This is a genomic window from Campylobacter concisus (assembly GCF_002913545.1).
Lineage (GTDB): Bacteria > Campylobacterota > Campylobacteria > Campylobacterales > Campylobacteraceae > Campylobacter_A > Campylobacter_A concisus_AV.
The window spans coordinates 1-26,826 of sequence record NZ_PPBR01000076.1 but is presented as its reverse complement, the minus strand read 5'-3'; the positions used below and the strand labels follow the sequence as shown (position 1 = coordinate 26,826).

At 39.1% G+C, this 26,826-nt stretch carries 29 protein-coding genes and 5 tRNA genes; 18 read left to right on the top strand and 16 right to left on the bottom strand.

Annotated features, from left to right (window positions below; genetic code table 11):
* Position 1: 1 nt before the first annotated feature.
* Together CYP05_RS04595 and CYP05_RS04590 are read left to right on the top strand one after the other, a co-directional pair.
* A complete protein-coding gene (locus CYP05_RS04595; RefSeq protein WP_103642133.1) occupies positions 2-562 on the top strand; it encodes an NAD(P)H-dependent oxidoreductase in 561 nt (186 codons plus the stop codon).
* Positions 559-789 (top strand): DUF2798 domain-containing protein, encoded by a 231-nt coding sequence (locus CYP05_RS04590; RefSeq protein WP_103642132.1) that lies wholly within the window; start codon positions 559-561, stop codon positions 787-789. The genes CYP05_RS04595 and CYP05_RS04590 overlap by 4 nt, the downstream gene beginning before the upstream one ends.
* A gap of 38 nt (positions 790-827) precedes the next feature.
* Here the strand turns inward: CYP05_RS04590 and CYP05_RS04585 are convergent, their stop codons facing one another.
* Together CYP05_RS04585 and CYP05_RS04580 are read right to left on the bottom strand one after the other, a co-directional pair.
* Positions 828-1,118 carry a DUF5339 domain-containing protein gene (locus tag CYP05_RS04585; protein WP_103637931.1) on the bottom strand — a complete coding sequence of 97 codons (291 nt, stop codon included), beginning with the start codon at positions 1,116-1,118 and terminating at the stop codon, positions 828-830.
* Between the two features lie 111 nt (positions 1,119-1,229).
* A complete protein-coding gene (locus CYP05_RS04580; RefSeq protein ID WP_002940712.1) occupies positions 1,230-1,874 on the bottom strand; it encodes a ferritin family protein in 645 nt (214 codons plus the stop codon).
* A 239-nt stretch (positions 1,875-2,113) separates the two neighbouring features.
* On the opposite strand from CYP05_RS04580, the gene CYP05_RS04575 reads away from it, so the two are divergent.
* The 6 genes from CYP05_RS04575 to CYP05_RS04550 all read left to right on the top strand — a co-directional run bounded on the left by CYP05_RS04575 (position 2,114) and on the right by CYP05_RS04550 (position 7,198).
* Entirely contained in the window at positions 2,114-2,770 is a 657-nt protein-coding gene (locus tag CYP05_RS04575; RefSeq protein ID WP_103585519.1) for a thiol:disulfide interchange protein DsbA/DsbL, read from the top strand.
* Positions 2,771-2,778: 8 nt separating this feature from the next.
* Positions 2,779-3,399 (top strand): protein-disulfide oxidoreductase DsbI, encoded by a 621-nt coding sequence (dsbI, locus tag CYP05_RS04570; RefSeq protein ID WP_087583319.1) that lies wholly within the window; start codon positions 2,779-2,781, stop codon positions 3,397-3,399.
* A gap of 47 nt (positions 3,400-3,446) precedes the next feature.
* Entirely contained in the window at positions 3,447-5,096 is a 1,650-nt protein-coding gene (locus CYP05_RS04565; RefSeq protein WP_103642131.1) for a sensor histidine kinase, read from the top strand.
* A gap of 3 nt (positions 5,097-5,099) precedes the next feature.
* On the top strand, positions 5,100-5,777 hold the full coding sequence (locus tag CYP05_RS04560) for a response regulator transcription factor (RefSeq protein ID WP_103568203.1): 678 nt from the start codon (positions 5,100-5,102) through the stop codon (positions 5,775-5,777).
* A 62-nt stretch (positions 5,778-5,839) separates the two neighbouring features.
* Entirely contained in the window at positions 5,840-6,376 is a 537-nt protein-coding gene (locus CYP05_RS04555) for a hypothetical protein (RefSeq protein WP_103642130.1), read from the top strand.
* Positions 6,377-6,463: 87 nt separating this feature from the next.
* Complete coding sequence (locus CYP05_RS04550) at positions 6,464-7,198, top strand: hydroxymethylpyrimidine/phosphomethylpyrimidine kinase (protein ID WP_103642129.1); 735 nt, start codon at positions 6,464-6,466, stop codon at positions 7,196-7,198.
* Between the two features lie 61 nt (positions 7,199-7,259).
* On the opposite strand, the gene CYP05_RS09955 is transcribed toward CYP05_RS04550, so the two are convergent.
* From CYP05_RS09955 to CYP05_RS04510, 7 genes are all read right to left on the bottom strand, one after another.
* On the bottom strand, positions 7,260-7,955 hold the full coding sequence (locus CYP05_RS09955; RefSeq protein ID WP_181001171.1) for a hypothetical protein: 696 nt from the start codon (positions 7,953-7,955) through the stop codon (positions 7,260-7,262).
* Positions 7,955-8,986, bottom strand: a complete 1,032-nt coding sequence (locus CYP05_RS04540; RefSeq protein WP_258031516.1) for an AAA family ATPase — start codon at positions 8,984-8,986, stop codon at positions 7,955-7,957. The genes CYP05_RS09955 and CYP05_RS04540 overlap by 1 nt, the downstream gene beginning before the upstream one ends.
* On the bottom strand, positions 8,964-10,088 hold the full coding sequence (locus CYP05_RS04535) for a DUF262 domain-containing protein (protein WP_103642128.1): 1,125 nt from the start codon (positions 10,086-10,088) through the stop codon (positions 8,964-8,966). Before CYP05_RS04535 ends, CYP05_RS04540 begins: the two co-directional genes overlap by 23 nt.
* A gap of 37 nt (positions 10,089-10,125) precedes the next feature.
* A complete protein-coding gene (ilvD, locus tag CYP05_RS04530) occupies positions 10,126-11,799 on the bottom strand; it encodes a dihydroxy-acid dehydratase (RefSeq protein WP_103642127.1) in 1,674 nt (557 codons plus the stop codon).
* 937 nt (positions 11,800-12,736) lie between these two features.
* On the bottom strand, positions 12,737-13,864 hold the full coding sequence (locus tag CYP05_RS04520; protein ID WP_258031519.1) for a cytochrome d ubiquinol oxidase subunit II: 1,128 nt from the start codon (positions 13,862-13,864) through the stop codon (positions 12,737-12,739).
* On the bottom strand, positions 13,854-15,389 hold the full coding sequence (locus CYP05_RS04515; protein ID WP_103642124.1) for a cytochrome ubiquinol oxidase subunit I: 1,536 nt from the start codon (positions 15,387-15,389) through the stop codon (positions 13,854-13,856). The genes CYP05_RS04520 and CYP05_RS04515 overlap by 11 nt, the downstream gene beginning before the upstream one ends.
* Position 15,390: 1 nt before the next feature.
* On the bottom strand, positions 15,391-15,606 hold the full coding sequence (locus CYP05_RS04510) for a DUF4492 domain-containing protein (RefSeq protein ID WP_009295224.1): 216 nt from the start codon (positions 15,604-15,606) through the stop codon (positions 15,391-15,393).
* A gap of 125 nt (positions 15,607-15,731) precedes the next feature.
* Between CYP05_RS04510 and CYP05_RS04505 the strand changes: the two genes are divergently transcribed.
* The 5 genes from CYP05_RS04505 to CYP05_RS04485 all read left to right on the top strand — a co-directional run bounded on the left by CYP05_RS04505 (position 15,732) and on the right by CYP05_RS04485 (position 20,853).
* Positions 15,732-17,366: a CTP synthase gene (locus CYP05_RS04505; RefSeq protein WP_103642123.1), complete on the top strand. Its 1,635-nt coding sequence runs from the start codon at positions 15,732-15,734 to the stop codon at positions 17,364-17,366.
* Between the two features lie 81 nt (positions 17,367-17,447).
* Positions 17,448-18,026: a membrane protein gene (locus CYP05_RS04500; protein WP_009295226.1), complete on the top strand. Its 579-nt coding sequence runs from the start codon at positions 17,448-17,450 to the stop codon at positions 18,024-18,026.
* A gap of 312 nt (positions 18,027-18,338) precedes the next feature.
* Complete coding sequence (recJ, locus tag CYP05_RS04495) at positions 18,339-19,913, top strand: single-stranded-DNA-specific exonuclease RecJ (protein WP_103642122.1); 1,575 nt, start codon at positions 18,339-18,341, stop codon at positions 19,911-19,913.
* Positions 19,914-19,994: 81 nt separating this feature from the next.
* Complete coding sequence (locus CYP05_RS04490; protein WP_103585539.1) at positions 19,995-20,240, top strand: hypothetical protein; 246 nt, start codon at positions 19,995-19,997, stop codon at positions 20,238-20,240.
* 130 nt (positions 20,241-20,370) lie between these two features.
* Positions 20,371-20,853 carry a hypothetical protein gene (locus CYP05_RS04485; RefSeq protein ID WP_103642121.1) on the top strand — a complete coding sequence of 161 codons (483 nt, stop codon included), beginning with the start codon at positions 20,371-20,373 and terminating at the stop codon, positions 20,851-20,853.
* Between the two features lie 18 nt (positions 20,854-20,871).
* On the opposite strand, the gene CYP05_RS04480 is transcribed toward CYP05_RS04485, so the two are convergent.
* The 7 genes from CYP05_RS04480 to CYP05_RS04450 all read right to left on the bottom strand — a co-directional run bounded on the left by CYP05_RS04480 (position 20,872) and on the right by CYP05_RS04450 (position 26,029).
* The gene (locus tag CYP05_RS04480; protein WP_103642120.1) at positions 20,872-21,504 is read right to left on the bottom strand and encodes a protein-L-isoaspartate(D-aspartate) O-methyltransferase; all 633 of its coding nucleotides are present in this window, start codon (positions 21,502-21,504) and stop codon (positions 20,872-20,874) included.
* Between the two features lie 60 nt (positions 21,505-21,564).
* Positions 21,565-22,332 carry a carbon-nitrogen hydrolase family protein gene (locus CYP05_RS04475; RefSeq protein ID WP_103642119.1) on the bottom strand — a complete coding sequence of 256 codons (768 nt, stop codon included), beginning with the start codon at positions 22,330-22,332 and terminating at the stop codon, positions 21,565-21,567.
* Positions 22,333-22,824, bottom strand: a complete 492-nt coding sequence (locus CYP05_RS04470) for a hypothetical protein (RefSeq protein WP_219809357.1) — start codon at positions 22,822-22,824, stop codon at positions 22,333-22,335.
* Positions 22,811-23,833 (bottom strand): ribonucleotide-diphosphate reductase subunit beta, encoded by a 1,023-nt coding sequence (locus tag CYP05_RS04465; protein WP_009494790.1) that lies wholly within the window; start codon positions 23,831-23,833, stop codon positions 22,811-22,813. The genes CYP05_RS04470 and CYP05_RS04465 overlap by 14 nt, the downstream gene beginning before the upstream one ends.
* 71 nt (positions 23,834-23,904) lie before the next feature.
* The gene (locus CYP05_RS04460) at positions 23,905-25,029 is read right to left on the bottom strand and encodes a PepSY-associated TM helix domain-containing protein (RefSeq protein WP_103642117.1); all 1,125 of its coding nucleotides are present in this window, start codon (positions 25,027-25,029) and stop codon (positions 23,905-23,907) included.
* A gap of 81 nt (positions 25,030-25,110) precedes the next feature.
* Positions 25,111-25,851: a phosphotransferase gene (locus CYP05_RS04455; RefSeq protein ID WP_103642116.1), complete on the bottom strand. Its 741-nt coding sequence runs from the start codon at positions 25,849-25,851 to the stop codon at positions 25,111-25,113.
* Positions 25,852-25,953: 102 nt separating this feature from the next.
* Positions 25,954-26,029 (bottom strand) — tRNA-Ala (locus CYP05_RS04450).
* Positions 26,030-26,132: 103 nt separating this feature from the next.
* Between CYP05_RS04450 and CYP05_RS04445 the strand changes: the two genes are divergently transcribed.
* The 5 genes from CYP05_RS04445 (at position 26,133) to CYP05_RS04430 (ending at position 26,717) form a co-directional block, all read left to right on the top strand.
* A tRNA-Gly gene (locus tag CYP05_RS04445) sits at positions 26,133-26,207 on the top strand.
* A gap of 8 nt (positions 26,208-26,215) precedes the next feature.
* Positions 26,216-26,302: transfer RNA gene (locus CYP05_RS04440), tRNA-Leu, on the top strand.
* Between the two features lie 7 nt (positions 26,303-26,309).
* Positions 26,310-26,383, top strand: a tRNA-Cys gene (locus tag CYP05_RS04435).
* 40 nt (positions 26,384-26,423) lie between these two features.
* Positions 26,424-26,570, top strand: a complete 147-nt coding sequence (locus CYP05_RS09950; protein WP_181001172.1) for a hypothetical protein — start codon at positions 26,424-26,426, stop codon at positions 26,568-26,570.
* Positions 26,571-26,627: 57 nt separating this feature from the next.
* Positions 26,628-26,717, top strand: a tRNA-Ser gene (locus CYP05_RS04430).
* Positions 26,718-26,826: the final 109 nt, after the last annotated feature.

The window sequence follows — 26,826 nt, the reverse complement described above, 5'->3', positions numbered from 1 at the left end:
AATGAGTGAAATTTTAGTCGTATCAGGTCATACAGACCTTGAAAATTCCTTTGCGAATAAGATCATTTTAGGCGAGCTAAAAAAGCACTTGCCAGAGGCTAAATTTGACATACTAAGCGAGCTTTATAAAAACTACGCTATCGACGTAAAAGCCGAGCAAGAAAAGCTAGTAAAGGCTGATGTGATCGTGCTTGTTTATCCATTTTTCTGGTACGGCGTGCCATCGCTTTTGCAAAAGTGGCTTGAGGATGTGCTAGTTCATGGCTTCTCTCATGGCAGTAAGGGAGATAAGCTACATGGCAAGAAGCTGGTGCTTTCATTTACCTCTGGCGCGCCTGAGGAGCTTTATAAAAAAGAGGCGCTTCAGCGCTATGAGATAGAGGAGTTTTTACCGCCGCTTAAGGCGTTAGCAAATATGTGTGGCATGGAGTTTGCAGGCTATGTTTATAGCGGAGGGCTGTCATATCAGAGCAGGCACGATGAGACAAAGCTTGCTTTGATGAGGCAAAAGGCGCTTGATCATGCAAAGAGGCTAGAGGAGCTGATAGGTAAAATTTCATGATACCAGCGAAATTTTATAGATATGTTTTTGCGTTTATAATGTCAGCATTTATGGCTTTTTTTATGTCGTTTGTGCTGACGTATCTAAACCTTGGTTTTGTTGATGGCTTTGTGAAAATTTGGCTAATCGCCTATGTAAAAGCCTTTGTAGTGGCGTATCCTGTGCTTTTGCTAGTTTCGCCGTCTGTTGCAAAGATCGCGCAAAATTTATGTAAAAAAGAGGGGTAAATTTAAAGTGTGGCTAGAGAGCCTAGCCACGCGGAGTTTTATTTTAAAAGACCTTGTTTTTTCATTTGATCCATTACTTGAGCAAACATCTCTTTAGCTTGTTTGCAAGTAGCGTCTTGTTGCTCTTTTGGAAGTGCAGCAAGTTGATCCATTGATTGTTTCTTTTGATCTTCATACATTTTTACTTGTTGTTCTTGACCAGCTTTTTTGTAAGCTTCAACCATCTTATCGATGTCTGAGAAGTAAGACTTGCAAGTATCTGTAAGATCTGCAGCGTTTAGGCTTAATGCAAAGCCAAGAGTAGCTAAAACTAAAAGTGATTTTTTCATCTCTTTCTCCTTGTGAAAATTTAAGGAGATTATATAACTTTTTTATTTTAAATAGATTTAAATTTATTAAATTTAGCCAAGACAAGCGCCTTGGCTAAAATTTTGGCTTTTTTAGCCTAAGAATTCGCGTTTAAAATACTCTTTTGGAGCTTTGCAAAGTGGGCAAGCGCCTGGAGCTTTTTTGCCTCTGTGAACGTGTCCGCACACCTCGCAAACCCAGATATCTTCTTCGTCGCTCTCAAAAAAGCCCTCTTCATCAAGCATCTTTTTAAGCTCTAAATACTCTCTTTCATGCTCAACTTCAACCTTGCCGATCGCGTTAAATAGCCTCTCAACATCTCTTAGCTCTTCTTCTTTTGCGATCTTTGCAAAGTCTGGATACATCGTCGTATGCTCGTAGTTTTCGCCAGCTGCAGCGTCAAGTAAATTTTTATCCATCTTATCGATCGGATCGTTCATCATCTCGTGATACTTCTTAAATTCAGCCCTTGCGTGCCACTTCTCGTTTTCAGCTGCCTCGTAAAAGTGTCTAGCTATCGCGTGATAGCCTGCTTCTTTAGCTAGGTCGCCGTAAAGCTCATACTTGTTTCTAGCTTGTGACTCGCCAGCAAATGCCTTCATCAAATTTACCGCTGTTAAATTCTCAGTCACGCATTTCATCTCTTCGCCGCAACAGGTTAGTGTGCCGCCGCCAACCTTTTGAACCTCGATCTCGTTGCCGCATTTCTCGCATTTGTATGTTTCGTACTGTCTCATTTTGACTCCTATTTTGATAAAATTTGAGCGGATTATAACCAAATAATTAAAATATGTAAATAATAATTTTTATTGATAACGTATATTATTTTTATAAATTTAACAAAAAACAAAATCGCCAAATCCACCATCATAAATTTAAAAAAGATAAATTTCAGCCAAAATTTATTCTAGCGTTAAAAGTGCGGTTGAGCTTGGTTGTAGAATAACTCAAAATAAATTATCCAAAGGAGATCATCATGAGTTTTCTATCTAAATTTAGTAAGGCTATCTTTGCCGTTGCAGTTGCTGGTGCGATCAGTGCGAGTGCATTTAGTGAGGGCGAGGACTACGTCAAGCTTGAAAAGCCACTAAGTGTGGGACAAAATACGCTAGTTAAAATTTTTAGCTACGCTTGCCCATTTTGCTACAAGTACGACAAGAGCGTCACTCCAAAGGTAGTTGAGAAAATCCCTGGACTAAAATACGAGCCATTTCACCTAAAGACAAAGGGCGATTACGGCGAGGTTGCGAGCAAGGTCTTTGCCGTGCTTATCGTTATGGACGAGGCAAAGGGAGTGAGCTTATTTGATGAAAATTCGCTATTTAAAAAGGCTAAATTTGCCTACTACAAAGCTTATCATGACAAAAAAGAGCGCTGGGGCGATGGCAAAGATGCTGAGGGCTTTTTAAAGACTGGGCTTGATGCTGCTGGCGTTAGCAAAGCAGACTACGAAAAAGAGCTAGCTAATCCAAAAGTGACTGAGCTACTTAAAAAGTGGGATGAGAGCTATGACGTGGCTAAAATTCAAGGTGTGCCAGCATTTGTCGTAAATGGCAAATATCTCATCATGACAAAATCGATCAGCTCGCTTGACGGCATGGCAGCACTCATCGAAGAGCTTCTTAAAAAATAAGGCGCCACATGAGCTTTTTTAAAAAAATGGCTAAATTTCAAGACTCACGCATCTCTTGGGCGATCCTAGTCTTTGTAAGCGTCGCGCTTGTAGTTATCGCGCACTCGCTCTTTCAAAACTACGCTTATATGCCTCCTTGCGAGCAGTGCGTCTATATACGTTTTGCCTTTTTATGCATGGCGCTTGGTGGCGTGATCGCTATCATAAACCCTAAAAATTTACTCTTTGCTCTAGTTGGCTACGTCTTTGCCTTTTGGGGAGCGGTGCAGGGCATAATGTATAGCGTAAAGCTAGCCAAAATCCACGACGCGGTGCATGGCGATGATCCTTTTGGCGTGCAGGGCTGCTCGACTGAGCCACACTATCCATTTGGCTTGCCGCTTGAGAAGTGGGCACCTGACTGGTTTATGCCGACAGGCGACTGCGGATATGACAGCCCTATGGTGCCTGATGGCGCGGTGCTAAGCGATCTGCAAAAGAGCATAGTGGATCTTTACGCAGACGGCTGGTATCTTGTGCCATCTTCTAAATTTATGTCGATGGCGGATTGCACGCTGCTTGGATTTGGTATTTGCTTTGTTGTGCTTGCACTTATGCTTGTTTCAAAGCTTCTATCTTTTAAGAAATAAATTTTAGTTAGCCCTATTTTTGGGCTAACTTAGGATATACTGCGCGCATGGGTATTAATTTAAAATCACAAAATATTAAAATTTATGCGATCATCTTGCTAGCAAGCCTCTTTGTCGTGCTTCTTGGGCTAAACAGCTACAACAAAGCAAAAGAAAAGATCATCGAGCTATCTGATAAAAACAATATCGCAGTTAGTAAAAACATCGTTAGCAACTTTCAAATTTGGCTTGATGAGCGCTTAAATTCACTCATCCGTGCGTCAAAATTTATCCAAAACTCTAATATCATTGATGACGATACTAGGGTGGCAAATTTCATAAAGCTCTTTAAAGAAAATGCGAAAGAATTTGATCTCATGCAGCTTCTAAGAGAGGATGGCGAGATCTTTGTAGATGGGCAAAAGATCTCAGAAGAGGTGATGTCAAAGCGTGAGCGAGCAGGGCTTATCTGGTATGTCGAGACAAAAAATACAAATGCCCCAAGTGTAAATTTCATGCAAAATCACAAAATTTTAAAAGACTCTACTTTAAATTTATGCGTGCCAGTTGAAAAAGACGCGAAATTTGAGGCGGCACTTTGCGGCGTCGTGCGCATAGGCACTATCTTTGATAGCATCAAAAACTTTAGCCTTGCGCCAAATTCTTACTCATTTTTAGTAACTCACAGCGGTGAGATCCTCACATCGATGGCCGATATAACGCTAAAAAGAGAGATCGAGGAGAAATTTAAAGAGCTATTTTTAAAAGATGAGGATATCACTAGCCTAAAGATAGGGCAAAATTTGATCCAAGTAGCCGAGATACCGACGATGAACTGGTTTATCGGAGCTGGCACAAACAACGAAGAAGAAATTTTAGCCATGACAAGAGAGGCGCTAAAAAACGCCCTAAATTTACTCTTTGCCTTCGTCGCACTTGCATTTTTGGCAAACAGCCTGCACAACTTCATGTATAACAAGATAAAAAAGGTGCAAGATGAGTACGAGACCTTGCTAGCGCACAGAGCCAAGATGAGCGAGGCTGGAGAGCTCATAAGCGGCATAAGTCATCAGTTCATCCAGCCAGTAAATTCGCTAAAACTGATGCTAAGCTCGGCGATAATGCTAAAAAAAGAGGGCAAGCTAAGCGATGAGGAGCTTTTAAATTTACTAGAAAAAGGGCAAAGCTCGATCGAGCTACTTTCAAAAACAATCGAAATTTTTAGAAATTTTTACAAAAGCGCTGAAAATGTGAGCGAATTTGACATCCAAACAAGCGTTAGAAATTTAATAACACTTATGCACACAGAGCTTAGCCGTGCAAACGTGAGCGTGAAATTTAGCGGATTTGAAGAGATGAAGGTCTGCCAGATAGAAAACATCATCCAGCAAATTTTACTAATCCTAATCCACAACGCAAAGGACTCACTAGTTGAAAGCTACAAAGATGAGCCGCTAAAACGCGTGATAGAGCTAAAATTTAGAAGCTTTGAAGATAAGTGCTACATCGGCGTTTATGATAGTGGTGGCGGCGTGAGCTACGAGATGAGTAAGAAAATTTTTACATGGCTAAACACAACTAAAAAGCAAGGAAATGGCATAGGGCTTTACTTTGCTAAAAAGCTCGCGCGTGAGAAGCTAAATGGCGACATCACGCTTGCGCACAACCTAAAGCCAACGATTTTTGAGCTAAGCTTTGATAAGAATTTAAAGGGTTAAAAGATGCAAGAGGCACTAGAAATTTTAAAAAAAGTATCTATCTTGGTAGCTGAGGACGACGAGATGGCAAGGGAGCTCATCATCACTGGCCTTAAGCCATACTGTGGTCAGGTCGTAGGCGCAAAAGATGGGCAAGATGGGCTGGAGAAATTTAAAAAACAGGGCTTTGACATCGTGATGAGCGACATTCACATGCCAGTGCTAAATGGCTTTGAGATGATGAATGAGATAAAAAAGCTAAAGCCTCATCAGAAATTTATCGTCTTTACTTCATACGACAGCGATGAAAATTTGATCAAGAGCTATGAGCAGGGGGCGACCTTGTTTTTGAAAAAACCTATCGATATAAAGGATCTTAGATCGATGCTGATAAGCCTAAGCTTCGAGCGAGATGAGAAGCTAGTGCGCCTAAGTGATGAGGTGAGTATAAATTTAAAAAGAGAGAAAATTTATAAAAACGGCAGTGAGCTATACCTTAGCTTTTTGCAAAATAAGATATTTTGGCTATTTGCCTACAACCTAAACAAGCTTGTCACCTACGAGATGATAGAGGAATTTGTCTATGAGAGCACCGAGGTGAGCAAGGCTGCGATACAAAATGTCGTTTTGCGCCTAAAACGCGAGCTTGGCGTGAAATTTAAAAACATCAGCGAGAGTGGGTATATCTTAGTTGTACCATAGTACAATATACAAATTTGATAAAAAATACTAAAATACATCAAAACCAAAAATAAGGAATAAAGATGACAGCTATAGCTGGTAAGGTAAAAAGCGTCACATCTGATGTTATAGCGATAGATAAAAATGATCACATAAGAGTTCTAAATGTAAATGATGAGGTTTATATTGGAGAGAGCATAAAAGGCGAGAGCCAGAGTGCTAGTGTGACTATTACGGCATTAGATGGCAATGATATATCTTTAAGTGGATATGACACGATATGGCTTGATAGTAGCGTGGTAAGTGCTGATACTAGCGCTGAAAATAGTATCGATACTGATGCGCTTTTTAGAGCACTTATTGGAGAGAACTATCCTGATATACTTGATCATATGAACGAAAAAGTAGAAGATATACTCACAAAAATAGAGGTAAAAGAGATAGAGAGTAGTGCTAATAGTCAAGAGATTGACGAAAATTTATCAGATAAATATAATGTAAACAAAGATATTTTATCTGACTCAAACGAGCTAAAAGTAGATAACTCTTATGAGCATGCAAATTTTGACGCAACTACGATATATATCGAGATTGATAACGATCTAAACAAACTTTCATAAATTTGAGCCGCTTGGCTCAAATCCTTTTAAAAACTCAAATTTAACTAACATCTCTTATAATAAGCCAAAATTTACAAAAGGAAAATGATGAAAAAAATTCTAATCATCGCAGGCTCTTGCAATAGCGGCACAGCAGGGCTTCAAGCCGATATAAAGACATGTGCTAGGTTAAATTGTTACAGCGCAACGGCGGTTACTTCGCTAGTTGCTGAGACCACAGACGCGATAAAAAGCGTAGTTTGTCTTGAATCTAGCTTTGTTAAAGACGAGCTTTGCACGCTTGCTGAGGAATTTAGCTTTGATGCCATAAAGATCGGCATGCTCTTTAGCGAGGAGATAATGGACGTGGTGCATGAGTTTTTACTCACTCAAAAGTGTAAGATCGTGCTTGATCCAGTCTGCGTCTCAAAGAGCGGCCACAAGCTCATAAAAGATAGCGCAGTAGAGAAGCTAAAAGAGCTAATGAAGCTAGCAACCGTCGCTACGCCAAATTTAGACGAGGCAAACGTCCTTTTTGGAGGGAATTTTAAAGATCTGCCTTGCGATATCATCGTGAAAAAACATGTAAGTGAGGATAGCAGCATAGATACGCTTTATAGAAAAGATGGCTCACTGCAAAATTTCAAAACTCCGCTTGCTAATCCGCTTGTGATGAGCGGCACTGGTTGCACTTTCTCAACGGCGCTTGCTTGCTACCTTGCAAAGGGAAAGAGCTTAGAGGAGGCCATAGGGCTTTCAAAAGAGTATATCTGCTCCATTATAAAAGAGAGCATCGATACAAAACTAGGTAAAAACCGCCTACTTTGGCACGGAGTGAATTAAAATTATTCTCACAAGATCATGGTAGAAGATGATGTTGTGAGGTTTTTGATGTTATAGATTGTTATTTTAACTTTCTTATTATATAAGTGAAGTCATTTTTATTATTCATTAAATAATCTATACCGCTGGTTAAAATTATCTCAACTTTTCCATCTACTAAAATATACCTATCATGAAAGCCATTTTGATATGGTGACGTATTATTAGCAGGATAATCTTTTACTGTATAATCATTGTGAATTTGTTTTATTTTAGTTTTTTGCTTTTGCTCTAATCCAAAACATTCTAGTGTTAATTGCTTTTTAGGAATACATTGTTTGATAAATTTTTCAAAAATATTAAAATTACTACTTATAAATTTATCATAGATAACAATATAATTCGCATTTTCAAGCAATGTTTTAATATGTGCAATAGCTTTATCTCGTGATGATGATTTAAATGTACCGGTTAAATTATTTTCTATCTCATCGCCATTTATATTTACATATGGAAAATCTTTTTTTGTATTTGATAAACAAATTTTATATATAGTTTTTGAGAGTGCTTTAGATAAATCATCATAAATATGGCCACTTGATACTAACTTGGATTTTAAATCATTATCTAATATACTGAACTGTTCTTTTGTTGGTAAAATTTCAGACTTATAATAATGTAAAAATTTTCCTATAGCATCACTGTTTACTGATTCGCCGTGTTTAAATTTGATAAATTCTTGTAATAAATCATCTTCACAACACATAGAAAATACCATTACATTATCTCCAATAATTCACCAAGACTAACATCTAAAAAACCAGTAGGAAAATTGATTTTTTCTTTTTTAAAATTTACCAAATGCCCATTTTCATTTATATCAATTATTTCAAATTCTTTATTTGGATCATCTTTGTAAAAAAATCTCACATCATTGGCATTAAATTTTCTCTTATAAATCTCATACCTTAATTTGTGTAAAAAATATTCTGAGTGAGTTTCTATAATTAGCTGAACTTTATTTTTTGATACAATTTCCGCAAAAAAACTAGCCAAATTTGATATAGCTTTTGGATGCAGATGAATTTCTGGGTTTTCGATCATAAAGATATTATTTGGTTTTAACCATAAGGCAACAATTAGTATTCTTACGACATAACTTACACCAGTTCCAACATTAAAAGTAGAAAGAATATTTGAGGTAATAAGACTAGATTTATAGCCGGCTTTTATATTTGAACCATCTATATCTTCCGTATAAAGCTCAATATCTAAATCTAAAATTTTTTTAATCCAATACTTAAGATTGCCAGATAACGTTTCGTCATTATTATGATCTGCTACAAAACTTACAATCTGATCTTTATATTTTTGAAAAAAACCAAAAACATTTTTACCATTTATTCCAAATTTTATATTTTCGCTATAAGTTGCTATATCTTCTTGTCCTATACGATTAGAACTAATATAGTATAAATTATCTTCAAAAACTAAAGGAGATTTCTTATTTATAACCCAATTACTGTTACTATCACATTTTAATATGTATTCTCCATCGTCCATTTTTATTTGCAATGTAGCTTCATTGCTGTTATTATTAAAATTTCTAATTTCTTGAAATTTTTTAACCTTTATTAATGCCTTTTCTAGTTCCGAATTTTGGTTAGAATAATAAGACAATAGTAAAATACTCTGCATTAATGTAGTTTTGCCAGATGAATTAGTCCCAGTAAATATAGTTAGCGGCTTTAATTCAATTTCTTGATTATTTATACTTTTAAAGTTGCTAATTTTCATTTGTTGTATCATTGTAAACCCCTATAAATTTTTCTACACTATCGAATCTGAATTTAATATTATCTTTACTATCTATTCCATATGTAAACCTTTCTGGTTTGTCAAATTCTTGCGTCTTAAATTTCTCCAATTCTTCTTTGTCTATTTCTATATTTTTTTCCAAAGCCAGCATAAACATATATGTTATACACTCAAATAAACCCATGTTTATAGGTCTTTTTCTATTATTGCCATCTTTGTTCTTAAATCTAAAAACACTATCTCCATAGTTATCAGATATGTATTGCATTGTTTTATCAAATGCATCTTTTAAGTATTTTATTTCATCAAGAGTCTTTGCGTTGATATACTGCATGACATTTTTTAAAAAGTCATCAATGTCAGAATTAAAATCGATTTTTTTCCCAAATTTATCTTTTCTAAAAAAATAGAAAGCAACAAATCTAAGAATTAGATATCTATCTTTCATTGTGGTTGCATTTAGAGAATATCCTGTTGCTTGTTTAAAACTTTCTAGTTCACTCATTTCTTTTATAAGTTTGGTTGATGTTCCTTGATATAGAGCGTTTCTCATTTCTTGATTGTTTAATTTTGTTCCGCCCCTATTTAGTCTGTCAAATATATTAAATTTAACCCTCTCTGGTGCCGGAGGTAAAATAGTGTAAATGTCTAATTGGTAATCTTCTATTTTATTTTGTTCATATACTTCAAGGTCTTTAAAATATTTATTATTTAAGGTTCTCAATATTTCTAATTTTTCTAGTTTAAAATTATTGTTTAAAAAATCTGCCATGCAAGTTAAACGTTGTCTTCCATCGACAACTTGTTTGATACCCTTTTCATCCTGAAATAAGTATATAACAGGTAATGGTATCCCCATCAGAATAGATTCTATTAGTTCACTTTTTTGTTTTAGACCCCACCTTCCTTCATCTCTTTGAAAATCTGGGTTTAATACAATATTGCCTTTTACAGGGTCGTCGTATTTTCTTTTAAATTCAAAAACACTCATTCTGCCCTTATCTATTCTTATTTCCTTTAGTGGGTATACTGTTTCAATATTTTCTGGACCAAGACTATCTTCGCCCTCAAAATCAAATAAATTATTATCCATAACTGTCCTTTATATAAAATTTTAAGTATCGTATTTTTTACGCCTCTAATATCGCTCCATTGCTTGCGTTTGTGACTAGTTTTTGATACTGCCTTAGCCAGCGAGAGCTTAGTGCTTTATCGACTGGTTTAAATTCCGCTCTTCTTTTTGCGATCTCAGCTTCGCTTAGGCGAACGTTTATCTCATATTTATCGACGTCTATATCGATGATGTCGCCATCTTTTAGCAGGCCTATCATGCCGCCCTCGGCTGCTTCTGGACTTACGTGACCGATGCTTAGACCTCTTGTCGCCCCGCTAAAGCGACCATCTGTGATGAGCGCCACGTCTGCGCCAAGGCCTCGTCCCATGATGAGCGAAGTAGGGCTTAGCATCTCTTGCATGCCAGGGCCTCCGCGTGGGCCTTCGTAGCGGATGACGACGACGTCGCCTTTATCTACTTTGCCGCTTGAAATTCCAGCTATGGCTTCATCTTGCGAGTTAAAGCAGACCGCTTTGCCACTAAATTTACGCTCACCAACGATGCCAGCTGTCTTGATGACACAGCCTTGCTCGGCTAAATTTCCAAACAAAATGGCAAGTCCGCCAACTTGCGAATAGGCATTTTCCACCTTGTGAATGACGCTTTCATCTTTTATGTCGCTAGATTTTACACGCTCACCCAAAGTCTCGCCGCTAACTGTTAGGTTGTCCAAATTTAGCATGCCATGGTCTCTTCGTGAAATTTCTTTTATCACCGCATTCATACCGCCAGCTCTGCCGACATCCTCCATGTGCACGTTTGGCAAGCTTGGGCTGATCTTAGCGATGTGAGCGATGTTTTGGCTGATCTTATTTAGCTCTTTTATGTCTAAATTTACGCCAGCCTCTCTTGAGATGGCTAGCATGTGAAGGACGGTGTTGCTGCTGCCACCCATCGCCATATCAACGACAAGTGCGTTGCGGATCGCCTTTTCATTTAGTATGTTTCTTATCTTAAATTTCTCATCAAGGGCGATCTGGCAAATTCTACGAGCAGCCTGCCTGATGAGCTCCTCACGCTCTGGAGTTAGCGCTAAGATGGTGCCGTTGCCAGGGAGCGCTATGCCCATCGCCTCGCAAAGTGTGTTCATAGAATTTGCCGTAAACATACCGCTGCAGCTACCGCCACTTGGACATGCGTTGCACTCGATATCTCTTAACTCAGCCTCGTCTATCTCTTTGGTCTCAAATTTACCAACCGCCTCAAACGCAGTCGCAAGATCGATCGGCCTGCCATCTTTTGTGTGACCTTTTTTCATCGGGCCGCCGCTTACGAAAATGGTCGGGACATTGACCCTTAAAGCGCCCATAACCATGCCAGGGACGATCTTATCGCAGTTTGGCATACAAACAAGCGCGTCAAGTGCGTGCGCGTTCATCACGGTTTCGATAGAATTTGCGATGATTTCGCGGCTAGGCAAGCTATATAGCATGCCCTTATGCCCCATCGCTATGCCGTCATCCACGCCTATGCAGTTAAACTCAAACGGCACACAGCCATTTTTGCGAATTTCATCTTTTAAAATTTGTGCGTATTTGTTTAAGAAAAAGTGCCCAGGGATGATCTCTATAAAGCTGTTTGCAACGCCGATAAATGGCTTAGCAAAGTCCTCGTCTTTTAGCCCAGTCGCACGTAAAAGTGAGCGGTGTGGGGCTCTTGTGTAGCCTTTTTTTATTATATCGCTTCTCAAATTTGATCCTTTTTTTAAAATTTGAGAGGATTTTATCACATCTAAAGTATCAAAAATTTTAAAAGTTTTTACAAAATTTAAAAGAAAATTTTTAATAAGTTCTATAACGCAAATAACACGTTAAATTTAACTCTCTCTTAAAAGATAAGACGTATAAAATGAAATTTGCCTCATTTTAATCAAAATGATATATAAATTGATAACGTAAAATTGTCATACATGTATCACGGATACCAATTTAAAAGGCTTTGCTGTACCTGGATATAATAATATGCAAATCAAAGAGTTAATCATATAATATTTTTGAGATTAATTTATATCAAGAAGATACTTTGCTCATTTGTTTGCACTGAAGAAATCGGATATGTGCAAAGTAAAAAAACAAAAATTTACTAGATGAAGTAAATGAAACAATAGATTTTATATTTAGAACCTGTAACAGAAATGGTGGCACGAAGAAGGCTTTAGAAGATAAGAAGCTAAGTAGAGAAATTTTAAAAGATAAATTTAAATCGATCTTTTTAAAATTTGGCCAAATAGATGAGGCTAGTTTTAAGAGTGCAATCCTTGCAAATGAGGAAGCAAAAGAGCTAAACGAGATAGCGATGGCTCTTGAGATAGACGAAGATGTAAGCTTGCTAGAGCTAGAGCGAGCGATAAATTTTGACCTAACTAGTGTCAAAGAAGAAATTTATAAATTTCAACATAATAACTAATACACTCGGTGTGAGAATGGGGCTTACACCAAATATTATGCTGATAAAATTTTTATTTCATGGATTTTTGTAAGAGTTATTTAAAATTTAGGAGCAAATGCCCCTAAATTTTAGTTATTTGCATCAAATTTCTTGAGAGAAAAAAGAACAAATTTGTAGCTAATAAACAGCGTTACTGGCCAAAGTATCAAAAAAATTCCTGCTTCTAACATCTTTTATCCTTAGTATGCGTGATGATCGTTTTTGATCTCATCTTGCGTGATCTTCTTGCTATCTATCGCTCTCCAGACGATGAAGATATAGGCAAGCACTACTGGCACTAGCAAGCTAACATAGGCCATAACGCCAAGTGTGTAGTGGCTAGAGCTTGCATTTTTGATAGTTAGCGAGCTAGAAAGGTCGCTAAATGACGGATAAAATGCAGTGCCATTTAGTCCTGTTATCAAAAATAGCGCGGTTACAGCAAGCGTTACGCCAACGCCATAAGCAAAAATTCCGCGGATGCTTTTTGTAAATGCCCCTTGGAAAATTCCAACAAGTACCAAAAGAACGCCAACAAGTAGTAGCACGCCAGCTACAGGCATCTCGATCAAATTTATAGCGTATTTGTAAGCAACAAGGCTAACTACGCCGTTTGAGTCGTATGCAAAGCCATCTTTTGTAAGTATCCAAGCAAGAAATCCTAAGAAAAATGGCAAGAATAGTACGGTATTAACAAGTAGCTGTTTTCTAGCGTTTTGTATAAATTCGCCATCAGCGATGTTATTTATAAGATATAAGCAACCGCCTACGCGAGATAGGAAAAACATTGCTATTCCAAGCAAATACAAGTAAGGATTTGCCAATGCTTCAAGGCCGCGAAATGGAGTCTTCCACTCGACAAAATTGTGCTCATTTAGCACAAAGTCACTACCACTAAAAAATGTACTAACTGCCATGCCAATAAGGATAACACCAAGTGAGCCATTTATGAAAAGGAAAATTTCATAAGTCCTAGCGCCTAAGAAGTTATCAGGCTTTTTGCGGTACTCGTAGCTTACAGCTTGGATGATAAAGCAAAACAAAATAGCCAGCCAAACCCAGTAAGCGCCACCAAAACTAGTAGCGTAAAATAGCGGAAACGCCGCAAAGCACGCGCCACCAAACATAACAAGCGTCGTAAATGTAAGCTCCCATTTTCTACCGATAGAATTTATGAGCATATCTTTTTTAAGCTCGTCCTTGCCAAGGCTAAAGATGAGCGACTGGCCGCCTTGAACGAACATCATAAATACCAAAAGTCCACCAAGAAGGCTAACTATAAACCACCAATAAATTTGTAAATTTTCTAAGCTTAAACTATGCATGATCGTTAAATCCTATCTTTATTTGCTTAAGCATGATCTTGATCTCGGCAATTAGCAAGACCGTAAATAAAACAGCAAATAATATAAATGAAATTTTGACATTTGAGTCAGATAAATTTGTAGCTCCGACGCCAACGGTCATGAGATCTTGAATTACCCAAGGCTGACGGCCGACTTCTGTTACTATCCAGCCAGCCTCAGCTGCGATGTAGCCAAGCGGTATGGTAAAGAGGCAGACCCACAAAAATGCTCTTATGTTTTCAAATTTATATTTTCTTGAGAGATTTAGATAAAGAGTGATAACAAAAAGAGCTATGAAGTAAGTGCCAAGCGCAACCATGATGTGGAAGCTATAAAATGTAAGTGCGACCGGTGGCACAGCATCTTTTGCGTCCTTAAGATAGCCATATCCTAAGAAATTTAGATTGCTCTCTAAATTTGAAAGTGAGCTTTTCATCAAGCTCTCGTCATTTGCTTTTTTAGCCTCTTTGTAGTTTTTAAGAGCTTCGATAGCTACTTTGCCTTTTGCCATCTTCTCTTCGACGCTTATTAGATTGTGCTCGCTGTTGCCGTAAAGTAGGTCGTTTATACCTGGTGTAAATGAGTCAAGTTCTCTGTTTGCCATGATGCCAAGTGCGTAAGGCACCTTTATCTCAAGCAAAAAGGCATCGCTCTCATCGCCAAGCTTTTTAGCTGGGTTTAAAATACCAGCTGCAACTAGGCCAGCGTTTTTCTCGCCCTTGTAAAGTCCCTCCATGGCTGCTAGCTTCATAGGCTGCTTTTGAGCCGCAAGATATGCGCTCTCATCGCCGCTAAGTAGCAAAAATGCCGATGTGATAAGACCAAATGCACTAGCAACGACGATGCTTTTTTTAGCAAGCAAGATGTGGCGTTTTTGGATCAAAAACCAAGCAGAAATTCCTATCACAAAAAGAGCTGAGATAGTGTAGCCGCTAGTTACTGTGTGTAAAAATTTAGTTATACCAAGTGGATTTAGCGCGACTTCGAAGAAATTTTGCATCTCCATTCTAGCTGTGTCTGGGTTAAATTTCATGCCTATTGGATATTGCATCCAGCCATTTGCGATCAAGATCCAAAGTGCGCTTAAATTTGAACCGATCGCAACAAGCCAAGTTGAAAGCAGGTGAAATTTCTTACTAACCTTATCCCAGCCAAAAAACATAATGGCAAAAAATGTACTCTCCATGAAAAATGCTAGCAAGCCCTCGATCGCAAGCGGAGCGCCAAATATATCGCCGACAAACCAGCTATAATTCGCCCAGTTTGTACCAAACTCAAACTCCATGATGATGCCAGTTGCCACACCGATAGCGAAATTTATACCAAAGAGCTTTAGCCAAAATTTCGTTATCTCAAGCCAGGCTTTATCGCCAGTTTTGACATATATCGTCTCCATAATGGCGATGATAAAACTTAGCCCCAACGTAAGCGGGACAAACAAAAAGTGGTAAATGGCAGTCAGCGCAAACTGAGCCCTAGACCAATCAACAAAATCCATCTCAGACATTTTATTCCTTTATTAAATTACGAATTACAAATTCGCTTTTTTCTTCGTCGGTTTGAAATTTGGTATTAAGAGTTTCATCAAAGATGAAGACCTTTAATATCCCAAACATAATGATAAGCTTTATCGCTATGAGAAGCCATAGTTTCTTGCCTATTTTCATATTTTTAAAGCCGTCTATATATAAAGAGGCGATGTTTTTTAAGCAGTTTTTAATCATGATGTCGAAGTCTATAACAAAAAAACTTAAAGAATAATTTTTAAAAATTGCAAGATTAATGCCTTACTAAATATTTAAGGGGTATAATCGGCAGATTAAAAAATAACTAAAGTTAAGGAAAATTGATGGCAAAAGAGACGAAGTATATTTTTATCACAGGTGGCGTTTTAAGCTCACTTGGAAAAGGCATCGCAGCTGCGTCTATCGCGACATTACTTAAAAATTCTGGCTTAAAGGTGAGCGTCTTAAAAGCTGACCCATATATCAACGTAGATCCAGGCACGATGAGCCCACTAGAACACGGCGAAGTCTTTGTCACAGATGATGGCGCTGAAACAGACCTAGATCTTGGTCACTACGAGAGATTTTTAGATGAGAGCCTAAGTCAGGATAATAACTTCACAACAGGTAGAGTTTATAGTTCGGTTATCGAAAAAGAGCGCCGTGGCGACTACCTTGGAAAGACTATACAAGTGATCCCTCACATCGTTGGCGAGATCGTTGATCGTATCAAAAAAGCAGGCGAGGGCAAAGATGTACTCATCGTTGAGATCGGCGGAACCGTTGGCGACATCGAGGGACTACCATTTTTAGAGGCGATAAGAGCGCTAAGAGTAGAAGTTGGCAAAAAAAGAGCGCTAAATATCCATCTAACACTTGTGCCATTTATCAAAGTAGCTGGCGAGCTAAAAACAAAGCCAACTCAGCATAGCGTAGGCGAGCTAAGACGCATCGGCATAACCCCAGATATCATTATCTGCAGATCTGAAATGCCACTAAACCGCGAGCTAAAAGATAAGATCGCAGCAAGCTGTGGTGTTGAGAAAAACTGCGTCATAGAAAGCTTAGACAGCGCAAGCATCTATCAAATTCCACTTTCATTTTTAAAGCAAGATATCTTAACGCCGATCGCTGAAAATTTAGGCTTTGGCGAGCTAAAACCAGACATGGCAAACTGGGATAGCCTAGTAAAAAGGATCATCGCCCCAACAAACGAAACTACAATCGCCTTTGTAGGTAAATATATCGATCTAAAAGAGAGCTACAAGAGCTTAACTGAGGGTATCATCCACGCTGGAGCAAATTTGGACGCTAGGGTAAATTTACGCTGGATAGATAGCGAAAAGATAGAAGAGAGCAATGTAAATGAGCTTTTAAAAGATGTGGATGGCATCTTGGTAGCTGGCGGCTTTGGAGAAAGAGGCGTTTTAGGCAAGATGCAGGCTATAAAATTTGCTCGTGAAAATAAGATCCCATATCTTGGAATTTGCCTTGGTATGCAGCTAGCGATGATCGAGTTTGCAAGGGATGTTTTGGGCTTAGAAGATGCAAATTCTATGGAATTTAACAAAGAGTGCAAAAATCCTATCATCTATCTAATAGATAGCTTCATTGATGCCCACGGCAAAAAGCAGATAAGAACGCACACAAGCCCACTTGGTGGCACTATGAGGCTAGGTGCTTATAACTGCGACATCAAGCCAAAGACGCTTTTGGCTGAAATTTATGGCAACGCAGAGAGCGTAAAAGAGCGTCACCGCCACCGCTACGAGGCAAATCCAAAATACAAAGAGACCTTTGAAAAGGCTGGTCTAATAGTAAGTGGCGAAAGCGACGGACTAGTAGAGGCGATCGAGCTAAAAGGCCATCCGTGGTTTGTAGGCGTGCAGTGTCACCCTGAATTTACTAGCCGCTTAACTAGACCAAATCCTGTGATACTAGGCTTTATCAAAGCAAGCTTGGCTAATCACGTAAAATGATAAATTTGCAAAAAATATTTAAGTAAAGATAAAGTATATGATACATAAAATTGTAGTGCAATTACTATTGAAAGGATTAACATGAAAAATTGTGTTTTAAAAGGTGTTTTAGCACTTTCACTTGCTAGCTCATTTGCATTGGCTGAAGGTGGATTTGCTGGAGTTGAGGGTGGCTATGATTTTAGCTCAAAGCTAACTAGCGGTGGTAGCATAAAAGATAATAGACCAAACATAGGCATAAAAGGTGGTTATGATTTTGATACAGCTAGAGTTTATGGTGGATATTTCTACCATGCTAAAGCTAAAGACAGCTATAGCAATATAGTGGATGCAAAATGGACAAATCATAAATTCGTAATAGGTGGTGACTACACACCAACCATAGCTGACAACTTTAAACTAGTTGCTGGTCTTTATACTGGTCTTTCAGTGATCAATTTTGATGCTACTGCTAATACAAATGCGGGCAGACTAATATATGATGTTACAAAGTCTGGCTGGTTATTTGGTGCTAAACTAGGTGGTGAGTATAGTTTTGATAAAAATAATGCACTTGAATTTGGCTTAAAAGCTGATAAGTCTTGGTATTCTTCATCTGATTATATTGATCTTAAAACAACAGATGTTGGCGCTTATCTAGGCTACACATATAAATTTTAATTTTTGGGGTCTTATGACCCCTTATTTTTACTTAAAATTTCTCTCATTTTTTACTTCAAATTTACAATGGCTAATTTATAAAGAGTATCAATTTAACAAAAGTTTTTTGCCCTAAAAATCTTACTTTCATTGAAAATTATAAGAAATTAAATTTCAAAAAGATATAATCAAAGCATTCAAAATAAAGACGAAAGATTACGATGAAAAAAAAGCATTTTTGTTGCCAAATTTTTGGCAGTTTGGGCGTAAATTTAAGTGAGCAAATAGCATTAGTAAAAGTTGGCAGGGCGTCAAAAAGTCCTTGCCAAAGCTATGTTAACTAAAGAGGATATTAGGAATTTACTAGCACGTAGATTTTGTAACGACATACACAAAAAACTTAGTGAAATTCCAACGCCAAGCGCTCTAAAGGATATCTACAAAGGCGCTAATCGCATCAAAGAAGCGATCGAGAGAAATGAACACATCGCTATTGTTGGCGATTATGACGTTGATGGCGTGGTTTCAAGTGTGATTTTAGCCGAGTTTTTTGATGATCTTGGCGTAAAAAACTACCTAGTAAAGATCCCAAACCGCTTTAAGGACGGATACGGCTTAAACCCTGAGATCATCGACGAGCTTGCAAGCGATGTGAGTCTAATAATCACCGTCGATAACGGCATCTCAGCTAATGAAGCAGCTAGCATCTGCAAAGAAAAAGGCATCGATCTCATCATCACAGATCACCACATGCCACCAGCCGTTTTACCAGAAGCATACGCCATCATCAATCCAAAACAAGAGGACTGCAGCTTTCCAAATATCGAAATTTGCGGTGCTGAAGTGGCTTGGTATTTGGTTGGAGCGCTAAAGGATGTTTGCAAGCTAAACTACGATATGAGCAAGTTTTTAGAGCTTTTAGCCATCGCGATAATAGCTGATATGATGGAGCTAAGAGATATGAACAGGATGCTTGTTCGCATGGGTATTTGCAAGCTAAATGCCTCGAAGCGCTCGGCATTTTGCGTCATAAAAGAGTTTTACGGCAAGGATAAATTTGAGTGTGATGATATCAGCTTTCTTATAGCGCCTCTTATAAATTCAGCCGGACGCATGGACGATGCGATGAATTCATTTAACTTCTTGCGTGCAAAGAGCATTGAAGAGGCTTACAACTATCTTGATACGATTATCGAGTTTAACAACTCCAGAAAAGAGGAGGAGCGCCAACTCTTTGAGTGCTCGCTAAAGGACGTAAAAGAGGACGATGAGGTCATCATCACTTGGGGAGAGCAGTGGCATGAAGGCGTGATAGGCATCGTGGCTAGCCGCCTCGCAAAGCACTTTGCAAAGCCAGCTATCGTCTTTAGCATCGATAAAGGCCGCGCAAAAGGCAGTGCTAGAAGCGTTGGTAAGCTTGATATCTTATCGTTAATCGCAAGTCACGAAGATCTGCTAACAAGCTACGGCGGTCACAAAGGTGCAGCAGGGCTAACTCTTGCGCCTGAAAATTTGGAAAAATTTAAAGATGCGATAAATAAAAGCTGCTCATGCCTAAATATGCAAGAGTGCAAAAGCTCAGACGAGCTACTTGGCGACATAATGCCAAGCGAGATAGACTTTGAGCTACTTGAAATTTTGGAATTTTATGAGCCGTACGGACAGAAAAATCCACGTCCAGTCTTTAAGATAGAAAACGCTGTCGTGAAAAACGAGAGGCTCATAGGTAGGGATCAAAACCACCTAAAACTTATCTTGCAAAAAGATAACAAAACGCTTGAGGCGCTATTTTTCAACTTCACAAGGCACGTTAGAGTAGGCGAAATGATAGATATTATCTTTTGCGTATCTAAAAATTCGTTCCGCGGACTTGTTACGCCGCAGCTTCTCATAAGAGAAATTTTATAGCATTTTGCCTAGTCGTTTGAAATTTAATCACTAAATATCTTTAAAATCTACACTCCAAACATCACTGAAAACTTTAAAGCTGTGCTTGGCGGTTATGCTGGTCTTGGCTATCTAAGCGTTAGACAAAGCTTTGAAAACGAAACTAGCAAGAAAAATTTTAAAGGCTTGCTAGTTGGCGCAAAAGCTGGTGGTATCTACTCATTTGACGCTCACAACGCACTAGAGTTTGGTTTAAAGGCTGATAAGACATTTTATAAGAAAAATAGCGGCGCTCAGCTAAGAGATACGAGTGTGGGAATTTACACAGGCTACACTTATAAATTCTAATAAATTCTAATTCAAGGCAAGGCTTAGGCTTTGCCCTCTCCTAAAAACTCACATTTGATCTTTAAATTTATAACTCAAGCAACTTTTAAGTGGCACAAGATAGAATGGCTCCTGCTTAAAAAGGAGAAAAATGAAAACAAAATCACTTCTTGCCATTGCGCTCTGTGCCGTTTTTGGTAGCTTTGCCTTTTGCGAACCAAAAAGCGAGCCAACGCTAACAAAAAGTAGAAATTTAGTTGGTCAGACGGTGCCAGGCGCTATTTTTGGCATTAAGGTGCCAAAAGAGTATCAAGCGAAATTTGACAGCGCAAAGCCTAGGATGCAGGAATTTTTAGCAAATATGGCATGTTATAAGGCTAATAAAAATGATAAATTCATGGAAGGTGGCACAAGGGCACCTGCGCTAAGAAGAGATGATAGCCATTTAAAAAGGGCTAGTGGCACTTGTAGCGACAATGTCGATATTTTGAGTATAAAAAATGTGAAATTTATCGCCAAAAACGCCTTTAGTTTTAGCGTTACATTTATCACAGCAGATGGCGAAGAAACTACAAAATTTGATGATATTATATTTACGCAGCACCCTAGCGGCGAGTGGCTGGTTAGGTGGTAGTTGTAGAGGTAAAAGCCTCTACTCTCTGCCCTCAAGAAGTGGCACAAAAAGGCACTCGTCTAAAAACTCTTTTTCTAAATTTCCACTCTCATCTTTTCTAAATTTAGCGATAAACTGCTTGCCATCTCTTTTCATCGGAGCGACCAAGATGCCGCCATTTTTTAGTTGAGCGAATAAATTTGGCGAGATCTCATCAGCAGCAGCCGAGAGTAAAATCCTATCAAACGGCGCGTAGCTTCGCCAGCCGTTGTTGCCATCATCATATCTTACGTGTACGTTTTTGATCTTTAGCGTCTCGAAGCGTTTTTTTGCCTCCATGGCTAGCTTTTCTATGCGTTCGACGCTAAAAATTCTATGTGCGAGCTTGCTTAGTATCGCTGCTTGATAGCCGCTGCCACAGCCTATTTCTAGGATGTTATCCACGTTTTCGCACTCTAGCGCCATCGTCATCTTTGCCACCGTTAGCGGCGAGCTGATCCACTGATTACCCAGTATCGGCTGCGCGTCAAGCTTGTAAGCATGCGCAGGGATAGGCACGAAAATTTCACGCTCGGTCGTTGATATCGCGTCAAACAAAAGCGGACTTAGCGTGATCTCGTCGGCTATGTCGCTAGCTAAATTTTGGCATTTTATCGCTTCTAATTGGGTCAAAATTTCTATCCTAAACAAATTTTAAATCGTTATTATACGATTTAAAGCTTATCTTAAAATTTATAAAAGCCCTAAATTTTTCTTTATCTGTGTGATCAAATTTGCGTCAAAAACTGCGCTTTGCTCTAGCGTGCCATCTGGCAAAAAGACCCCAGCGAGCTCAAGATCAAGCGAGCTTGATATCATGACATAACAGTTGTTTGCGATGGCTAGCGCCTTGCAAAGGCTAAGGTAGGCTTCCTCTCTGGCCTTGCCCCACATGGCTGGCACCATGATGATGTCGCACCCTCTTAGTTTTACCCAAAGCCTGCTATCACGCAGCTCAAAGCATATCAGCACGCCAAGCCTTAGCCCTCTAAAATCAAAAGCATTTATATCGCTCACCTCACCAGCGGCAAAGATCTCGTGCTCTAAATTTGGCCTAAAAAGCTCAGCCTTAAACTGCGAGTGAAAGACGTTGCTTGAGTTAAGAAGTAAAAATTCGTTATAAATTTTTGGTTGGTGCGGATTTAGATTTGAAATTTGAGCGAGCCCTGCGCTTTTATTTAGGCTGCTAAGGTGCGTAAAACCAAGAAATTTATCTGGGCTAAGCGCCTCTTGCAAGCGCTCAAGCAGCATCGCATCAAAGCTGCCTATCATGCCACCAAGCATAGCTTTGTTCGCCCCTGCAAAAAAGCCGTCGAAATCATAACCGCTGATGCAAAGCTCACTTGCAAGCAGGAGAGAGTTTTCAGGTGCAGCCTCAACTAAATTTGCAAGCTCCTCTAGCCGCTCGGTAGCATTTTTCGCCTTTAAAGTTAGGCTTATTAGGTTTAAATTTTCGCTCATTTATTTTCCAAATACAAATGTTACAGGTTTTTCATCGTGGCAGTCTTTCGGAATTTTGCAGTTTATATCCGTGCCACCGATGTTTGGTGTAGCTTTTAAAATAACGCTTATAGCTGTGATCTTATCATCACGCTGTGAGAGTGGATCATTAAAAACCCAGACCTCAAAGCCTAGACCTCTAGCCTCATCATGTAAAACTACTCTTACCTCTTTTAGGTCTTTTGCTTCAAAGCCGCACTGCTTGTTTATGCCAAGCATCACGTCATTTCCTAGCACTGACCCTAGCGGCGCGAAACTTGGTGCAATTTCGCCGTTTGGCATCTCTTGATAGACTTCCGCTTGGCTTGTCTCTTTTATCTTGACAAGCTTGTAGGCGTAGAAATTTTCGAGATTATTTTTATTTGCTTGATCAATTATCCTTTGACTACTGCTTGCACACCCCACAAAAAGTACGCAGACAAGGGCTAAGATGCCATTTTTAAAAGTCATCAAAGCTGATACTTCCCTTGCTGTAGTTTGTCACCTTTGCTTCAAAGAAATTTGACTTTTGGTCGTTAAATTTAGCAAAGTCATCGACCCATTTGATCGGGTGAGCGACGTTGTATTTGCGTTTTAGACCGATCGCAACTAGGCGCTGGTCGATGAGATAGTGGATGTACTGCTCGATGATGTCGTCTGTAAAGCCCATTATTTGATTTTGGGTGATGTATTTGCCCCATTTTATCTCTAAATTTCCAGCTTTTTCGAACATATCATAAATTTTTGCCTCAGTCTCAGGCGTAAAAAGATCAGGCCTCTCTTTGCGGACTGAATTTATCATGTTTTGAAACAAAAGCAGGTGCGTGATCTCGTCGCGTTGGATGAAGCGTATCATCTGCGCTGAGCCTAGCATCTTGCCAGCGCGAGCTAGAGCGTAGATCGCTGTAAAGCCGCTGTAAAAGTAGATGCCCTCTAAAATTTGGTTCGCAACCATCGCAAGAAGCAGCTTCTCATCAGTCACTTCGCCTGCAAGCTCCTCATAGACGCTTGAGATGTAGTCGTTTTTCTCGCGTAAGACGTCGTCGTGCTTCTCCATCTCGTAGATGAGGTCGGTATTGTCGCAGATCGCCTCGACCATGACAGCGTAAGACTTGCTGTGGTTTGCCTCTTCGTAGGCTTGGCGGCTTAGCACGGCGTTGATCTCTGGTGCGGTGATGTAAGGGTTGATGTTGTCAGCTAGGTTGTTTGTCTGAAAACTATCCATCGAGATGAGCTGGCTCCAGACGAGGTCGTACATGCGTTTTTCAGCCTCTGTGAGGTTGTAGGCATAGTCGCGCACGTCGTCGGTGGTATCGACCTCTTTTGGAAACCATGTGTTTGCCTCCATGAGGTCCCAAAGCTTTAACGCCCACTCATATTTTGCCTTGGTGAAATTTAAAATGCCGTGTGGGTTGCCGTTAAAGACTCTTCTGTCGGTCAAATTTTCATTTGAACTTGGGTTGTAGATGCGTTTTCGGTTCATAAATTTCTCTCTTGTTTGTGGTAAAAATTTCTTAAAATCTTACCCAAAGCAAGGTAAAAATTTACTTTTATTTAGAGTGCCTTAGTCCTTTTTATGGTCATCAAAAAGCCAGTTATTATTAGTAAAACGGCGATCACGCAAGAGATGGCAAAGACGATCTGACCGACCTCGCCAAACATCTCTCCAGTGTGCAGGCTAAGCACCTTGCGGCCAGCCTTTTTTGCCTCTGGGATGCTCTCAGCCTTGCTAACAAGCTTGTTTTCTTTGATTTTTCCAGCGCTCGCGTCAAGCTTTAGTTTGCCCACTTGGCTCTCGCTAGTTTCGTAGTTTATGGTGTAGGTGCTTTGGTTGTTTTCAGGTACGTTTATCGTGAGTGATTTTAGCTCTAGTGTGACATTGTCTTTAAAAATTTGCTCCGCAGTCTCGATCTCTTTAAATTTCTCGTCGCTTATTGGGATTAAATTTCTTTGAGGCATTGCCCTTTGCGCTTGGCTTGGTTTTAGCTCGAAAAATACGCTATTTACGCTGTTTCTGACCCAGCCATAAGACCAGTAAAGGCCAGTTAGCGACATCACGACAAGCAGGATCGCCACGTAGGTGCCAAGGCTCGTGTGGAGGTTGTAAAAGCAGGCGTAGCCCTTTGCACTTGGCTTGATTTTGAGCGAATTTAGCAAATTTCTCTTGATCGCTGGTGCGTAGAGGATGAGGCCGCTGATCGCAAGAAGCGCCATGATGATCGAGCTAATGGCGACTATTTGCTTGCCGATGTTGGCTGGGACTTTGCTATCAAGCAGGGCAAGGCCTAAATTTCTATGCAGGCTTAGTATTATCATGCGAGTTTTTTCGCCCAAGTCCTCGCTAATTACCCCGCCAGTGCGTGGATCGATGAAGAAATTTAATAGCTTTTTATCTTTAGTGACGCTGATGCTGTAAGCTTTGTTTTCGCCACCGATTTGCACGTTTTCAAGCGTGTCAAATTTGATCTCACTTTTTGCCTTAGCGAGAATTTCGCTTAAGCTTAAATTTGGCTTTTCGCTAGGCGCTAAATTTATATATTTTTCATTTATCGCAGACTTGATCTCCTCTCTATAAGAGGCAAAAGGCGCTGCAAGTGTCATGATAAGTAGTGGTATAGTAGCGATCAAGCCGATTATTAGGTGGATGTTGAAAATGATTTTGTTACGCTTGAAAAGCATATATCTCCTTTTAGATTTTAATAACGAATATTAATTTATTTTTTGTTAAGCAGAGATAAAATTTAGAAGATTATTTTTTAGTTATCTGGATGTGATTTTGGATTTTGCGGCTGGCAAAAGGAGCTCAAATGTTGAAATAGCCGCATTTAGATCCTTTTTGTCTAAAAATTTAAACGGCTTTAGCAGGTAGTAAAGTGGCTTAAATTTCGCTATTAAGCGCAAAGAGTGCTCGTAAATTTCGCTGCCATTAGCTTTAATGTACTCATCAATCGCCTCCTTTACAAGCTCGTTTGAAATTTTTTGTCGGTAGAGCTCGTGGATAAAAACTAGCAGATCACGACACTTTCTAAGCTCTATATCATCGCTAAAAAATTTTGACTCAAAATCAATAAATTTTATCTCGTCATTTTTTATGGCGATATCCCTAAGTGCTGGGCGTCCGTGTGCAAAATTTAGCGCGTGAAGTCCAGCTAATGCGCGGGCTGCTTTTAGTAAAATTTCATGCTTAAAATTTTCATCAGTGCTATATTTAAATAGTCTAGAAACTGGCCCACCAACATCTTCTATAACGAAAAATTCATCACTTTTTAGCACGAGTTTTGGAACAGGAGCATTTGCCTCGTTTAAAATTTCAAGCTTTTTTATCTCAGCAGCAAATGACCTATAAGGGTTTGGTTTAAAAATTTTAGTTAAAAAGCTGCCTTCGATGCTCTTTTCAATGCGTTTTAACCAAAATTTTTGCCCATCAAATTCAAAGCTAAATACACGCTCGTCGCGGTGATCTTTTAAAATTTCATTTACATATTGTTTTAAATTTTGCATGTTGTAAATGTAGCGAAAGAATTCTAAATTTTTACATATATTTGACTTAAAATTTCATGAAAAACGTGAAAATATTTTTTAGCAAAAAAGAGATTAAATTCATGGTGGAGTTAAGCGGGATCGAACCGCCGACCTCTTGAATGCCATTCAAGCGCTCTCCCAGCTGAGCTATAACCCCAAAAGATTTGGTATTTTATCTTTTTATGGCTTACATTTTTTTGAAAGTCGTTTTTATAAAATAAATTTTTAAGCAACTTTTGGGTAACATTGCAACCTTTAATGCGGGAATAGCTCAGGGGTAGAGCACAACCTTGCCAAGGTTGGGGTCGCGAGTTCGAATCTCGTTTCCCGCTCCATTAATTTTGCCCGAGTGGCGGAATGGTAGACGCAAGGGACTTAAAATCCCTCGGTAGTTTTTACCGTACCGGTTCAAGTCCGGTCTCGGGCACCACCAAAACGGCGACATGGCCAAGTGGTAAGGCATGAGCCTGCAAAGCTTTGATCCCCGGTTCGAATCCGGGTGTCGCCTCCAACTTCAAAAATAACTACATAAAGGGATAACGATGAAAAAATTGCTTTTAATAGTATGTATGGCATTTTTTGCAGTAGGTTGTTCAAACACTTGGCATGGCGTAAAAGAAGATACTCATAATGCCAAAGAATGGACTAAAGAGAAGATCAATGACGGCGCTAGTTACGTCAAAGAAAAAACAGAATAATTCTTAGTGATTATAGCAAATTTTAAGCAAAGTTGGCTATAATCACAAATCTTTAATCGGGAGATGGCTGAGCGGTCGAAAGCGGCGGTCTTGAAAACCGTTGAGGTGTGAAAGCCTCCTGGGGTTCGAATCCCTATCTCCCGGCCACTTTACTTCAACCTTATTAGATTTTTTTAAAAATTATAAATTTTTTTGATTTGAAACAATTTTTATACTAAGGAAATTTATATTTAACTTTTTATTGTTAGATATTCTG